Raw genomic sequence first — 14,186 nt, forward strand, 5'->3', positions numbered from 1 at the left:
TTGTCCTTTTGATCGTGATTACATTTTTTCCGGAGCCGATACGCCGATCAGCTGAAGCGCATTGTTCAGCGTAATTTGCGTTGCCTTCATTAAAGCCAGGCGCGCGCGGCTCTTCTCTTCATTTTCAGGGTCGATGACTTTCTCTGCGTTGTAGAAGCTGTGCAGAGCAGAAGCCAGATCATAAATATAGTTTGTGACACGGTGCGGAATTCGTTTTTCCGCTGCTTCCGCCACTGCCTCTGGGAAGCCGCCGATCGTTTTCAGCAGATCGTATTCTTTTTCTGATTGAATATGGCTGAAATCAAGATCTGCCGCCGGTTTAAGTCCCTGCTCTTCCCCTTGGCGAAGCATGCTGCAAATACGGGCATGCGCGTATTGTGCATAATACACAGGGTTTTCGTTAGATGTTGATACAGCAAGATCTAAGTCAAAATCCATATGGGTGTCCGCACTGCGCATCGCAAAGAAGTAACGAACGGCATCCAAGCCGACTTCTTCAATCAGGTCACGCATCGTTACGGCTTTACCGGTCCGTTTGCTCATTTTCATTTTCTCGCCGTTTTTGTAAAGGTGAACGAGCTGAATGATTTCTACTTCAAGCGTTCCTTTTTCATAGCCCAGCGCTTCGATTGCCGCTTTCATACGCGGGATGTAGCCGTGGTGATCGGCACCCCAAACGTTGATCAGCTTATCAAAGCCGCGGTCAAGCTTGTCCTTATGATACGCGATATCAGGAAGCAGGTACGTGTACGTGCCGTCCTTCTTGATCAATACGCGGTCTTTATCATCGCCGAACGTCGTGGAACGGAACCAAGTTGCGCCGTCTTCTTCATAGACGTGGCCTTTTTCACGGAGCGCTTCAAGCGCCTTGTCGATTTTTCCATTTTGGTACAGTGAAGTTTCTGAATACCACACATCAAACGGCACACGGAAGTTTTCCAAGTCCTTACGAAGCTTTTCCAGCTCGTATTTCAGGCCGTATTCACGGAAAAACGCGAGGCGTTCACTTTCCTCTTCGTTAACGAAACGATCACCGTATTCCTCAGCGAGACGCTTTCCGATCGCAATGATATCCTCGCCGCGGTAGCCATCCTCCGGCATCGGTTTTTCCAATCCGAGTGCTTCAAAGTAACGGACTTCAACAGAAAGCGCCAGATTGTTGATTTGGTTTCCCGCATCGTTAATGTAGTATTCGCGGCTTACATCGTAACCCGCTTTTGAAAGCACGTTGCACAAGGAATCGCCGACAGCCGCCCCGCGCGCATGCCCGAGGTGAAGGTCTCCCGTCGGATTCGCTGATACGAATTCTACCTGAACTCGTTCACCGTTTCCGATGTTCGTTTCCCCGTATGCTTCCCCTGCTTCCAGTACAGACGGAATCAGCTTTGTTAAATATTGATTGTTCATATAGAAATTGATAAAACCCGGGCCGGCGATATCCAGTTTTTCAATCGAAGCCTTTCCTTTATCAAAATGAGCGACAATCTCTTCAGCGATTTGACGCGGCGCTTTTTTTGCCACTCTTGCCAGCTGCATCGCCATATTCGTTGAGTAGTCTCCATGTGTTTTATCTTTCGGTGTTTCTAAAACAACATTGGGAATCTGGCTTTCTTCAGCCAGTCCCGCTTTCAGAACGGCCGCTTTAATTTCTTCTTTCAGCACGTCCTTCATTTGTTCCGCAATGTTCATGCGTGAGTTCCTCCCTCATACGTGATCGTCATATTATGTAAATGCTCCTGCTCGTCTCCGACATGCATGTCATATGCGATGCTGATACGGCCTTTTTCTTCATCGAGATCAGATTGAATCGATTTTGTGCTTGTTTTCAGCTCAAGCTCACCAAATGACATTTTATATTTAGCAATTGTGGAAGCTCCCGTTACGAAACGCTGATTCATTTTGACAGCGCCTGACCTCATGACCAGGACTTCGCCTTCGCTTACTTTCACAATCGTTTTGACTTTGCCTAAGTCGTGTTCTTCATAATAAGATAGATACACTTTATTTTGTTTTACATAGTAAAATCCGGTGGTGCGGAATTCGATGACTTCTTGGTTTCCGTCATCCTCGATCACAGACTTCACATGGAGTGTTATCGGTGTCTCTTGCTTCATTCTGACACGTCCTTTTCATCATTCCACTTTGACTTGAATAGTATAATCATTCGGTTTGTAAACTTCAACTGCTTCTATCTTACCATCATTGCTCATCAGATTTGAAGATAAACCTCATAAAAAGCATTTCCTTATATAGAAGAGAAAATCATATCACTAATTACCTTTAGTAAATGTTACATTTTTCCGAAATCTATCATTTCCTTTTCACATTTTTTTCAAAATATATGTATTGAATTAGTAATTTGATAGTTTTAAGATAAAAGTACAACATAGATCTGCTAGAAAAACAAAAAAAGGGAGGATTCAATTATGAAAAAAGCTGTCATTGTAGAAAACAAAGGTTGTGCAACATGCTCGATCGGAGCCGCTTGTCTAGTGGACGGTCCTATCCCTGATTTTGAAATTGCCGGTGCAACAGGTCTATTCGGTCTATGGGGGTAAGGATCTCCCAAAAGGGCATAGTCATTCTACTATGCCCTTTTTAAGTAAATTACAATTTTTAACTAAAATCTACCTCTTGGATATACATACACAATCGCTTTTCATTTGAATCATATGTATAGGGGATGGTATTTTGTTTATAGAGCAGATGTTTCCATTTATTAATGAAAGTGTAAGAGTTCACCAGCTTCCTGAGGGCGGCGTGTTAGAAATCGACTACTTGCGCGATAATGTCTCCATTTCTGACTTTGAGTACTTGGATCTCAACAAAACGGCTTACGAGCTTTGCATGCGCATGGATGGCCAAAAAACAGCTGAGCAGATTTTAGCTGAGCAATGTGCAGTGTATGATGAATCACCGGAAGACCATAAAGATTGGTATTACGACATGCTCAACATGCTCCAGAACAAGCAGGTTATCCAGCTTGGAAACCGGGCCAGCCACCATACAATCACCACGAGCGGAAGCAATGAATTTCCGATGCCCCTGCACGCCACCTTTGAACTGACGCACCGCTGTAATTTGAAATGCGCCCACTGTTATTTGGAAAGCTCACCTGAAGCGCTCGGCACCGTGTCGATTGAGCAATTCAAAAAAACGGCTGATATGCTGTTTGATAATGGTGTATTGACATGCGAAATCACGGGCGGGGAAATTTTTGTCCATCCAAATGCCAATGAGATTCTTGACTATGTGTGTAAAAAGTTCAAAAAAGTCGCTGTCTTAACAAACGGAACACTCATGCGAAAAGAGAGCCTGGAGCTTTTGAAGACTTACAAGCAAAAAATCATCGTCGGCATTTCTCTTGATAGTGTCAATTCCGAGGTCCATGACTCCTTTAGAGGGAGAAAAGGCTCTTTTGCCCAAACTTGTAAAACGATAAAATTGTTGAGTGACCACGGTATATTTGTCAGAGTCGCCATGTCTGTCTTCGAAAAAAACATGTGGGAAATCCACGATATGGCCCAAAAGGTTCGGGATCTCGGGGCGAAGGCGTTTTCTTACAATTGGGTTGACGATTTCGGAAGAGGCAGGGATATTGTCCATCCAACGAAAGACGCCGAGCAGCACCGCAAGTTTATGGAATACGAGCAAAATGTGATTGATGAGTTTAAAGACCTGATTCCGATTATTCCCTATGAGAGAAAACGCGCGGCAAATTGCGGCGCTGGCTGGAAGTCCATTGTGATCAGCCCGTTCGGCGAAGTACGTCCTTGCGCCCTCTTTCCAAAGGAATTTTCATTGGGAAATATTTTTCAAGATTCCTATGAAAGCATCTTTAACTCCCCTCTCGTCCATAAACTGTGGCAAGCGCAAGCGCCGCGGTTCAGCGAACATTGCATGAAAGACAAATGCCCGTTCAGCGGCTATTGCGGAGGCTGTTACTTAAAAGGGCTGAACTCTAACAAATATCACCGAAAAAACATTTGCTCTTGGGCGAAAAATGAACAATTAGAAGACGTGGTCCAGCTTATTTAGGAGGGAAACGATTTGTCACCAGCACAAAGAAGAATTTTACTGTATATCCTTTCATTTATCTTTGTCATCGGCGCAGTCGTCTATTTTGTCAAAAGCGATTATCTGTTTACGCTGATTTTCATTGCCATTGCCATTCTGTTCGGGATGCGCGCGCGGAAGGCTGACTCGCGATGAGCATTTTGGATATACACGATGTATCCGTTTGGTATGAACGGGACAACGTCATCTTAGAACAAGTGGATTTACATTTAGAAAAAGGCGCCGTTTACGGGCTGCTTGGGGTAAACGGCGCCGGAAAAACGACACTGATTAATACGCTGACAGGCGTGAACCGCAATTTCAGCGGGCGCTTTACACTGTGCGGAATTGAAGCGGAGGCCGGCATGCCGCAGAAAACATCAGATCAGCTGAAGACTCACCGTTACTTCGCCGCCGATTACCCGCTGCTATTTACAGAAATTACGGCGAAGGACTATGTGTCTTTCGTCCATTCGCTTTATCAAAAGGATTTTTCAGAGCAGCAGTTTGCCAGTTTGGCCGAGGCCTTTCATTTTTCGAAATACATCAACAGGAGAATTTCAGAGCTGTCCTTGGGGAACAGGCAAAAGGTTGTATTGATGACAGGCTTATTGCTGCGCGCTCCCCTGTTTATTTTGGATGAGCCGCTCGTCGGTTTGGATGTGGAATCGATAGAGGTCTTTTATCAAAAAATGCGTGAGTACTGTGAAGAAGGCGGGACCATTTTGTTTTCTTCTCATCTGCTCGATGTCGTGCAAAGATTTTGTGATTATGCGGCCATTCTTCACAACAAACAGATCCAAAAGGTCATTCCGATTGGAGAGGAGACCGATCTGCGGCGGGAATTTTTCGAGGTGATCGGCCATGAATAACATAATCCCCATCATGTCTTTGCTGTTCAAACAGCTTTACAGCCGGCAAGGGAAAAAGGACGCCATCCGCATTGCCGCAGGCCTTGTCATTCTCGCCGTGTTTGAAATCGGGCTGATCCGCCAGGCCGGCATTGATGAATCGGTGTTGCGCAAAACGTATATCATACTCGCGCTTCTCTTAATGAACGCATATATGGTGTTTCTTTCTGTGACATCTCAATGGAAGGAATCTTATATGAAACTGAGCTGCCTGCTGCCGATTTCTTCACGGAGCTTTTGGCTCGCCCAGAGTGTCGTTTTGTTTGTCGATACCTGTTTGAGAAGAACTTTATTCTTTTTTATTTTACCGCTGTTCTTATTTGGAAACGGAACGCTGTTAGGGGCGCAAACATTGTTTTGGCTCGGCAGGTTTTCGTTTTTTACCGTTTACTCCATTATTTTCGGAGTTGTGCTAAGCAACCATTTCGTCAAAAAGAAAAACTTGATGTTTCTGCTGCATGCGGCGATATTCGCCTGTGTATGTCTCAGCGCCGCTTTGATGCCGGCCGCCACGCTTCCGCTTTGCGCGGTGCATATGCTGTGGGCGGTGATCATTGACTTTCCTGTCTTTCTACAGGCGCCTCCGCAGCAGAGCAAGATGCATTCATTTATGCGGCGATCTAAATTTTCGTTTTACAAAAGAGAATGGAACCGATTTATCTCTTCTAAAGCGATGCTGTTAAATTACGCGGTAATGGCGGCGTTCAGCGGCTTCTTTTCGTTCCAGATGATGAATACCGGCATCTTCAATCAGCAAGTGATTTATATCGTGATTTCCGCGCTTTTGCTCATCTGCTCGCCGATCGCCCTTTTGTACTCGATTGAAAAAAATGACCGGATGCTGCTCATCACGCTTCCGATCAAGCGGAAAACGATGTTTTGGGCGAAATATCGCTTTTATTCAGGCCTATTGGCAGGCGGATTTCTCCTTGTCGTGATGATTGTGGGTTTCATCAGCGGCCGTCCGATTTCAGTTCTCACTTTTTTGCAGTGCATTGAGTTGCTGCTGGCGGGAGCGTATATCAGGTTAACTGCGGATGAAAAAAGGCCCTCCTTCAGCTGGCAGACGGAGCAGCAGCTATGGAGCGGTTTCTCAAAATATCGGTCTTATCTGTTTTGTCTTCCCCTATTCTTAGCCACATTAGCCGGCACCGCTGTATCCTTGGCGGTCATTCCGATAGCCGGTCTGGTCATAGTCTATTACCTGCAAAAACAGGATGGTGGTTTCTTTGATACAAGCAAAAGAGAACGGCTTGGAAGTTAACCTGCTGAAGACTCATCAATTTTCAACTATTTCAATCGCCGCGAGCTTTCTGAAACCAATCGAAAGCGCGGCGGAACCTGAGGAAGAAACGATTTATTTTTACGGCGCCGCTGCATACCTGAAGGAGCAGATGATTGACGCTTTTGGTTATGCTGCCGGCAGCCGTTTCATGTACTCAGCGAATCTCTTTTTTGATCAGCAGCTGAAAACCTGCGGGACCCGTTTGATTCACCCATTATATAACGGGAATCTTCATGTTGACGCCCTGATGAAAACTTTTGCAGACTTGTCTTTCCCTTCTTCTCTTTCATTCGAAGCAGTTGAAAAGGCCAGGAATGAGCTGCTGCTGAGAATCGAAAAGAAATTCACTGATCCCTTCTCCTACTCGGCGGCGCGCTTGGCTGAGGAGGTCTTCGGAAACCCGATGTACGGCACAGGCATGTTTGGCCGGAGAGACAGGATAAAGGCGATTCATCCTAAACGGTTTCTCGACGCAACGGACTTTATCGTTGATTTAGGGTCCCAGCAAAAACAGCTGAACATATTGGGACAAGCACAAGCATGTGATGTTCGGGGACATGCCCCGCAAACGTCCGCTGTAACGTCCGGAAGAATACCCGTAAACCGGCATGTTTTTGAAACAGAGACACGCAGCGCTGCAGGTCCTTCCGTCTTGACACTCGGATTTGACTGCGGAGAGATGAAAGATGCCAGCGATTATATCAAAATACAGCTAATAGACGGATTACTGGGAAAGTACGGCCATTCCGCTTTATTCAAGCACTTCAGAGAGAAGGATCTGGCAGTCTATCACGTTATCACCCGTTACGATGTCATGAACAATTTGCTGCTTGTTTCAATATGTACAGATCAGCTTCATGAGAAAGACATTCCCCCGCGCGTTTTGGAAGCTGTTTCAGCTTTTCATACAGATGAGAGGGAACTAGAACAGGCAAAGCAGTTTTTACGCAATGAATTGCTGCTGCAATTCGATTCTCCCGAAGGTCTATTGGCCTATATGGGGATCCTGCGCCGCTTCTCCTGCACGAAAGAAGCCTTGCTGGATGGCATCTCAGCGGTTACATGCGGTGATGTATTGCAATTCATAGCGACCATCAATTATATCGGAGCTCATGTAGTAAGGGGATGAAGAGATGGAAAAGAAAGCCTTTTTTCAACAGCTGGATGAACGAACCGATATCAGATACACAGACAGCGGACTAAAAATATTCAGATTGAAATTCCCCCGCGCCCACCTGCGGCTGTGCAATGTAAAAATCAATTTTGGAAGCCGGGATGTATGTATACGGGCAGAATCCGGTGATACACTGCTTCCGTATGGCACAGCGCATTTTTTAGAGCATCTTCTCTTCTGGCATAACGGCCGCAATCTGTACAGTGATTTTTTTGCGCATGGCGCGCTTTTAAACGCATTCACTACCTACACCGATACCAATTTCATGTTTACCTCATTACCGGATCGGCTCAGACAAACGATCCCCATCCTGCTTGATGCTTTATGGAACCACTCATTTGACAAGAAGATTATCGCTCAGGAAAAAGCTGTGATTACAAGCGAAATTCAAACAGCACACCTTAACCATCAGCTCTCATATCATTATCAGCTGATCAGCATGCTTTCTCCCTCATCACCAGCTGCCGTTTTCCCCGCAGGCAGAATCGAAGATATTGAGGCGCTGGACATCAGTGATTTACAAAAAGCCTATAAGGCTGCCTACCAAGCCCATCGGATGACGCTGTTTTTGATTGGGGGCTCAGAAAATACAGAAACGCTTTTGCCTCCTCACCTCCAGCTGGAAAAGCGTCCGGATTATCATGCTGAAAGAAAAATCATCCCGGCATGCCCTCCAGCCCTCTCACAAAAAATGGTGCTGGGTGATGAGGAGCGGATGAATGATACATGGACCGGATTACAGATCGGCGCACTTCCCGGGCAAAACGATCTGTTGTCGATAAAGCTTTATTGGGATATCGCGGCTCGTATTCTATTTCAATTAGATTCACCGTTTTTTCAAGAGATTCAGCAAACGTACCGTCTGGAAATCGATCGCTTGTCCGCCGAGACTTATATATATGAGGATGGCGGTTTCTTGATCCTTCACAGTCAAGGGACCCATTCTTCAGCTTATATCGATGTGGCTTCATACTATGTCACACAGAAGAAAGAACAGGTTGCCGCCTGGCTTCAATACGGCAAGGACTCTTTGACTTACGCGATCATTTATGACAGCGATTATGTGCGTAAATGCTTCGAGTGGGCAGCCGAGTGTGACAGGTGCGATTGCTCGTTTCTTGACATGTACCACATCATTCAAGATATGGATACGCAGGTTTTCTTGTCTCTCATTGATGCAATGGCATCTTCTAACAAAGCGATCATTCACGTTTCTCAGAAAGAGGCGATCAGACAATGAAGAAAAACACTGTCTTTACCCTTTCATTGCTGCTTATAGGTATGGCGGCTTATTCCTTCGGCTGGGTTCAGGCCGTTGCCGAAGCCGCCGCCCAATATGTACAGATGATCAACAATGATGCTGTGCGGCTCGGACTGCTGGCTTGTACCGCTGCCCTCCTGATGCTGCCTGCTTTTCTCTATCTTCATTATGTCACCCAATCCGTGAAAAACATGACAGCAGCTTTTCAGAAACTCACACAGTCTCATCAAAGCTGCTGTGACTTTCAGCAACACAACTTGTGCAGCCGATATGCAGAAGACGTCAAATCGCTGCGTGACAGCTATAAAAACGTCCGCCAAACATACGTGATGGCTGCCGTGTTGTGCCAAGTCATCATATTCGGCTGCATGTTCGAAATCGTTAAAGCCGTCCCTTTCCGCCTTCACACGCCCCCTGCCCTTTCAATGGGACTTGCGATGCTACTGATCCTGTATTTATTGTTTTGCATGCGAACGTATTTGCGGCAGCTTTTCCGGCACGGCAGCCTGTTCAGAAAAGTGTTTGCGGGAGTGCTGGCAGCAGCCGGGCTTTGGTGGATGCTCAGTTTCTCTATAAGTGAACTGCTGTTTCTGATTATCCTGGCTGCCATCCAGCAAATCGGATCATTTATTTATAAACGATTCTCTTATCGCAGCACCGCTTCTCTTGATCTATAAAATAGCTACATCGCAATCGCAGACGGACCCGCGCCAACCGGAATCACCGTCACGGCTGTATAATCACTTGTGCGGTACACGGTCACAGCATTGTCGTTGGGCTGTGCCGCATAAATATACTGTTTGTCCGGCGTTACGGCGAGGTCAAAAGCGCCGGGGAGAGACACGTTTGCAATGATCCTCTGTCTGGCCGTATTAACTACGTATAAGTTATTAATGAGAAACGGTTCACTATATGGCTCTAGAAAATAAGCTCTAGTACTATCGAGAGAAAATACAATCGTCCTCAGCGTTTCAAATAAACGGCTGAAGTCCCCTCCCCTGCTTAATGGTGACAAACTAATCTCCGTTACACCTTTCGGCCACAGCTCACCATTCAACACGTACGCAAAATTTCCAGCGTAAGGAGTTGCAATTAAACTGGGAAATTCAAATGTATCTATGATACTTTCTACCAACTGCCCAGTATTTACATCATATTTATCAACCGACCAACTGCTTCCATTAGCGGTATAGACATACTGTCCATTCGGATCAAGAGCAAAGTCTAAAGCGCCGGGTATCGGAATGACATCAATGACCGATTGAGAGGCCGTGTTAATCATATATATAGATCCGGCTGCCATCACGTACGCGAACTCATCTGTTGGATCAAATTCAATCTTTCTCGGCCCTCCTCCAACAGTGATAGTATTTATGATGGTTAATGTTTTATTATCAATCACTGAGACAAGGTTGGTATTCCCATGGAGAACATACGTGAATGCTTTATCGAAAGTAACGCCTAGATTAGTTGGCACAGCAGAAAACGGGATTGTTTTTACAATAGTGTTTAAATCTGCATCAATGACCGAAACCATGCTGTCTCCAGTATTGGCAGTAAACACATACGATTGAGGGTCTGGCGATGGCGGTAAAACAAGTGTCCCGGCCACCGTGAGCGGACTGCCGTAGAAAGGCGGCACGATGAGAAGATCTTCCACTGTCATTTGATTAAAATCAGGACAGCGGTCAGACTGTGCTGCATAATAAACAACTTGATCAATCTCTTCAGTATGAATCACAGAAACAGCCCCGTCCCCTTGTCCATATTGATTTCGTACAGGCGACACACTGACAAGAAGCGTAATGGTCCCTTGTACTCTCACGGCATATCGAACACCGATATCTGGTTCCGGCCCAGTCTGGATTAAGCAAGGCTCACTGATACAGGACAAATTGTCTGTACTCCATGTAACAGCCGCTGACGCTTCGGCCGAATCAACCTTGAAGCCCTCAGGGATATCTATCGGCACTTGAAACGGCGCTTCCCGGCTAATTTCCTCATCACAAAAACAGAAACAATTTTCCTGTAAAGCAGAAAGATCATTCTTTTTCATGATTTCACGTCCTTTTAGAAATGCACCACACATAGTTGATTAAATCGCAATAGCTCCCGGTGAAACCCCAAGAGATATGACAGTCTCCACGGAGTAATCCTCCGTGTTGTAAACAGTGATGCTCTGTTCTAGAACATGAGTTGCATACAGAAATTCGCCATTCGGGGTAAACGCAAAGTCTCTTGCCGACTGCGGAACATTTCCTATAACGCCTGCTCCATTTGGACTGACAGAATATAAATTGCCAGTGAAGCCGTCATATAAATACACCTCTGCTCCACTCGTAAACATTCGATATTCCCCTTCATACTCCAGCTCTTGGGTGCTGCTGATGGTAAACGTATTTAAATCAATAACCGTCAAATAATTAAAAAAGAATTCTTGTTCTAATACATAGGCATACCGCTCCGGCCAATTTGTTTCTATGGTTGATACGATAAGCTCTCGTTCAATTGTCCCTGTGACTTCACCGGTAGTTAGGTCCACTTTTTGCACAATGCCAAAATTTAGAACATAGGCGAATAACCCATTGGGATCGATTGCAACATCATACCCTTCTACAGGAATCGACCTATCCACAGTTAACGTATCAATTCCAATCACATAAACCGCAGTACCGGTGAAAACATAAGCAAACTCATGATTAGGGATAAATCTAATCAATCGAGGCGGCTGATCCAGCAATATAGTTGCTGTCACTGTTAATGTGTCATAATCGATGACAGAAATCACATTATTGTTGGGATGTAAGACAAACACAGCGCTTTTATCTGGCGTAATTTCAATACCTGCCGGATTGTACGGAAGAGCAATCGTTTTCACAACAGTATGGGTGTTTGTATCAATCACAGAAACTGATTGATCATTTGGATTCGCTGTAAACGCGTAGACGGGTTCCGGCTCCGGTACAAGCACAATCGTCCCCGTCACCGATAAAGGACTACCGTAAAACGGCGGAACAACAACAAGGTTCTCAATCGTGATGTCACTGATATCCGGGCAATCATCCGGTTCATCGGAATAATAGACGACTTGATCGATTTCTGCATTGTGAATGACGGAAACAGCCCCGTCCCCTTGTCCATATTGATTTCGCACAGGTGAGACACTGACGAGTAGCGTAACGGTTCCCTGCAGGCGCACTGCAAATTGAACACCGACCTCATCAGGCTCTGGCCCCGTTTGAATTAAGCAACGGTCACTGACACAAGAAAGGCTGTCTGCATTCCACGTCACGTTTGCAACAGCTTCAGCCGGATCAACGACAAATCCTTCAGGTAATTCAATCGGCGCTTGAAACATGGCTTCTCGGCTTGCTTCTCCCTCACAAAAACATAAGCACTCTTCTTGTTCTGCTCCTGCTTTTTCTTTAAAGGAAAGCTTATTTTTTCTCATTCCTTCACTTCCTTTTCAGACATACACTGCTCACGCAGATATAACAGAATATGGAAGAGTAACGTGTTTGCTTGTACAAATTACTGAGGGTAAAAGCTTCTTTTTGAAAATATATCTCCAAACATGCGGTGTAACGAAAGAAAAAATTGCGGTTTTTTTGCGCTTCTCACAAGAATGTTGATGATAAAATATGACATATATAGAATTATGAAGGGAGGGATTTGCAAACGTGACAGGTGTCATATCTTCTTCTTCCATCGGAGAAAAGATTAACGAATGGTATATGTACATACGCCGATTTAGCATACCCGATGCAGAATATTTGCGACGAGAAATCAAGCAAGAGCTGGATCACATGGAAGAAGATCAAGACCTTCATTTGTACTATTCACTGATGGAGTTTCGGCACAACCTGATGCTTGAGTACCTTGAACCGTTAGAAAAAATGAGGATTGAGGAACAGCCGAGACTGTCTGATCTGCTGCTTGAGATTGATAAAAAACAGGCTCGTTTAACTGGTCTGCTTGAGTACTATTTTAATTTCTTCAGAGGCATGTATGAGCTGGACCAGCGGGAATATCTGTCGGCTATTAAATTTTTCAAAAAGGCCGAAAGCAAGCTGATATTCGTTAAGGATCTGATAGAGAAAGCTGAGTTTTTCTTTAAGATGTCTGAATCTTATTACTATATGAAACAAACGTATTTTTCAATGGACTATGCACGGCAAGCATATGAAATATACAAAGAACATGAAGCTTATAATATAAGATTGCTGCAGTGTCATTCTTTATTTGCCACCAATTTTTTAGATTTAAAACAGTATGAGGATGCCATCTCACATTTTCAAAAAGCTTATTCTATGGCAGAAGCTGAAAAGCAGCCCCAATTAATGGGAAGAACTTTGTACAATATCGGGCTTTGTAAAAACAGCCAAAGCCAATATGAGGATGCCATAACTTATTTCAAAAGAGCAATAGCTGTTTTTGAAGAATCAAATATTCTTCCTTCCTTACCTCAAGCGTATTTTTTAATTACACAGATCCATTATAAATTAGGAAAAATGGATAAAGCTCATGAATATCATAGTAAGGGAATGGCTTATTCACAAAAGGCCGGAGATGTAATATATTTATCAGAGTTTGAATTTTTGAAATCTTTATACTTATCAGGCCCGGATGAAGAAGCAATTCAAGGATTTTTTAATTTTCTCGAAAGTAAAATGTTGTATGCTGATCTTGAAGATTTCGCTATTGATGTGGCAAAATATTATCATGAACGTAAAAATTTTCAAAAAGCTTCTGCTTATTTTTTGAAGGTGGAACAAGTAAGGCAACTTATTCAAGGAGGAGTGAGTTTGTATGAAATTGAAGTCTAAACTATTACTCTCTTGTCTGGCTCTAAGCACTGTGTTCGTGGCAACAACTATTGCAAATGCACCTACACACCAAATTGAAGTTGCACAACGAGGAATGATCTAAACCGCCGTCCATCGGCGGTTTTTTTGTCCCCTCTTACCCAATCTCCCAATTCATGCTACGATTTTTTCAATAATCTTGAAGATAGTGGAAATGCATCATATTTCTGGAAAGTGTGAGAACCCACTTTACACAGTGGAATCGAGAAAATGATGTGACGGAGTTCGAAACGTCGAGCGCGACAGTGTTGAACAGGCAGCTGAGACGATTGGCGTAAGCCCGACTAGAATCGCCAAGACCCTGTCCTTCAGAGGGGAAGGAGATCAGGCGATTCTGATTGTGGCAGCCGGCGATGCCAATTAATAACAAAAAGTTCAGGCAAACATTTGGCTTTAAAGCAAAAATGCTCTCTCCTAATGAGGTACTGGAGCAGACAGGCCATGAAATTGGAGGTGTTTGCCCATTTGGGTTGGCTCATGATCTTGAGGTTTATCTAGATGTATCGCTGAAACGGTTTGAGACTGTTTTCCCCGCATGCGGCAGCAGAAACTCCGCTATTGAGGAGAATTATCCGAATTTTCTTTCTCAAAAGCATGGATTGATGTTTGTAAAGACTGAGAATAAAAAAACATC

At 44.5% G+C, this 14,186-nt stretch carries 15 protein-coding genes and 2 pseudogenes; 12 read left to right on the forward strand and 5 right to left on the reverse strand.

Going from position 1 to position 14,186, the window contains the following annotated elements; genetic code table 11:
• Nucleotides 1–18: 18 nt before the first annotated feature.
• Nucleotides 19–1,689, reverse strand: a complete 1,671-nt coding sequence (gene argS, locus NYE49_RS19175; protein ID WP_003227570.1) for an arginine--tRNA ligase — start codon at nucleotides 1,687–1,689, stop codon at nucleotides 19–21.
• Nucleotides 1,686–2,114 (reverse strand): DUF1934 domain-containing protein, encoded by a 429-nt coding sequence (locus tag NYE49_RS19180; RefSeq protein ID WP_003243604.1) that lies wholly within the window; start codon nucleotides 2,112–2,114, stop codon nucleotides 1,686–1,688. The genes argS and NYE49_RS19180 overlap by 4 nt, the downstream gene beginning before the upstream one ends.
• 312 nt (nucleotides 2,115–2,426) lie before the next feature.
• Between NYE49_RS19180 and sboA the strand changes: the two genes are divergently transcribed.
• The 9 genes from sboA to albG are packed head-to-tail and all read left to right on the forward strand — an operon-like array spanning nucleotide 2,427 to nucleotide 9,364.
• Nucleotides 2,427–2,558 (forward strand): subtilosin A, encoded by a 132-nt coding sequence (gene sboA, locus NYE49_RS19185; RefSeq protein WP_003222002.1) that lies wholly within the window; start codon nucleotides 2,427–2,429, stop codon nucleotides 2,556–2,558.
• Nucleotides 2,515–2,667: a bacteriocin-like protein SboX gene (gene sboX, locus NYE49_RS19190; protein ID WP_080344237.1), complete on the forward strand. Its 153-nt coding sequence runs from the start codon at nucleotides 2,515–2,517 to the stop codon at nucleotides 2,665–2,667. The genes sboA and sboX overlap by 44 nt, the downstream gene beginning before the upstream one ends.
• Nucleotides 2,668–2,691: 24 nt before the next feature.
• Nucleotides 2,692–4,038: a subtilosin maturase AlbA gene (gene albA / locus NYE49_RS19195; RefSeq protein ID WP_047183344.1), complete on the forward strand. Its 1,347-nt coding sequence runs from the start codon at nucleotides 2,692–2,694 to the stop codon at nucleotides 4,036–4,038.
• Between the two features lie 12 nt (nucleotides 4,039–4,050).
• Nucleotides 4,051–4,212, forward strand: coding sequence for an antilisterial bacteriocin subtilosin biosynthesis protein AlbB (gene albB, locus NYE49_RS19200; RefSeq protein WP_003222006.1), 162 nt, complete (start codon nucleotides 4,051–4,053; stop codon nucleotides 4,210–4,212).
• A complete protein-coding gene (locus tag NYE49_RS19205) occupies nucleotides 4,209–4,928 on the forward strand; it encodes an ABC transporter ATP-binding protein (RefSeq protein ID WP_015384927.1) in 720 nt (239 codons plus the stop codon). The genes albB and NYE49_RS19205 overlap by 4 nt, the downstream gene beginning before the upstream one ends.
• Complete coding sequence (albD, locus tag NYE49_RS19210) at nucleotides 4,921–6,231, forward strand: antilisterial bacteriocin subtilosin biosynthesis protein AlbD (RefSeq protein WP_041518103.1); 1,311 nt, start codon at nucleotides 4,921–4,923, stop codon at nucleotides 6,229–6,231. Before NYE49_RS19205 ends, albD begins: the two co-directional genes overlap by 8 nt.
• On the forward strand, nucleotides 6,221–7,381 hold the full coding sequence (gene albE, locus NYE49_RS19215; RefSeq protein ID WP_080344291.1) for an antilisterial bacteriocin subtilosin biosynthesis protein AlbE: 1,161 nt from the start codon (nucleotides 6,221–6,223) through the stop codon (nucleotides 7,379–7,381). The genes albD and albE overlap by 11 nt, the downstream gene beginning before the upstream one ends.
• Nucleotides 7,382–7,385: 4 nt before the next feature.
• The gene (locus tag NYE49_RS19220; RefSeq protein ID WP_015483836.1) at nucleotides 7,386–8,666 is read left to right on the forward strand and encodes a pitrilysin family protein; all 1,281 of its coding nucleotides are present in this window, start codon (nucleotides 7,386–7,388) and stop codon (nucleotides 8,664–8,666) included.
• The gene (gene albG / locus NYE49_RS19225; protein ID WP_015384931.1) at nucleotides 8,663–9,364 is read left to right on the forward strand and encodes an antilisterial bacteriocin subtilosin biosynthesis protein AlbG; all 702 of its coding nucleotides are present in this window, start codon (nucleotides 8,663–8,665) and stop codon (nucleotides 9,362–9,364) included. Before NYE49_RS19220 ends, albG begins: the two co-directional genes overlap by 4 nt.
• A gap of 5 nt (nucleotides 9,365–9,369) precedes the next feature.
• Here albG and NYE49_RS19230 read toward each other — a convergent pair whose 3' ends face one another.
• From NYE49_RS19230 to NYE49_RS19240, 3 genes and pseudogenes are all read right to left on the reverse strand, one after another.
• On the reverse strand, nucleotides 9,370–10,743 hold the full coding sequence (locus NYE49_RS19230; RefSeq protein WP_047183346.1) for a YncE family protein: 1,374 nt from the start codon (nucleotides 10,741–10,743) through the stop codon (nucleotides 9,370–9,372).
• 39 nt (nucleotides 10,744–10,782) lie between these two features.
• Complete coding sequence (locus tag NYE49_RS19235) at nucleotides 10,783–12,138, reverse strand: YncE family protein (RefSeq protein WP_342410638.1); 1,356 nt, start codon at nucleotides 12,136–12,138, stop codon at nucleotides 10,783–10,785.
• A pseudogene (locus tag NYE49_RS19240) lies at nucleotides 12,135–12,365 on the reverse strand (hypothetical protein). The gene NYE49_RS19235 and the pseudogene NYE49_RS19240 overlap by 4 nt, the downstream one beginning before the upstream one ends.
• A gap of 2 nt (nucleotides 12,366–12,367) precedes the next feature.
• Here NYE49_RS19240 and rapF point away from each other — a divergent pair.
• The 3 genes and pseudogenes from rapF (at nucleotide 12,368) to NYE49_RS19255 (ending at nucleotide 14,171) form a co-directional block, all read left to right on the forward strand.
• Nucleotides 12,368–13,513: a response regulator aspartate phosphatase RapF gene (gene rapF, locus NYE49_RS19245; protein ID WP_342410640.1), complete on the forward strand. Its 1,146-nt coding sequence runs from the start codon at nucleotides 12,368–12,370 to the stop codon at nucleotides 13,511–13,513.
• Nucleotides 13,497–13,616 (forward strand): phosphatase RapF inhibitor PhrF, encoded by a 120-nt coding sequence (gene phrF / locus NYE49_RS19250; RefSeq protein WP_009968329.1) that lies wholly within the window; start codon nucleotides 13,497–13,499, stop codon nucleotides 13,614–13,616. The genes rapF and phrF overlap by 17 nt, the downstream gene beginning before the upstream one ends.
• 97 nt (nucleotides 13,617–13,713) lie before the next feature.
• Nucleotides 13,714–14,171: pseudogene (locus NYE49_RS19255) on the forward strand (YbaK/EbsC family protein).
• Nucleotides 14,172–14,186: the final 15 nt, after the last annotated feature.

It is taken from the genome of Bacillus sp. FSL L8-0358, from assembly GCF_038593095.1.
GTDB lineage: Bacteria > Bacillota > Bacilli > Bacillales > Bacillaceae > Bacillus > Bacillus subtilis.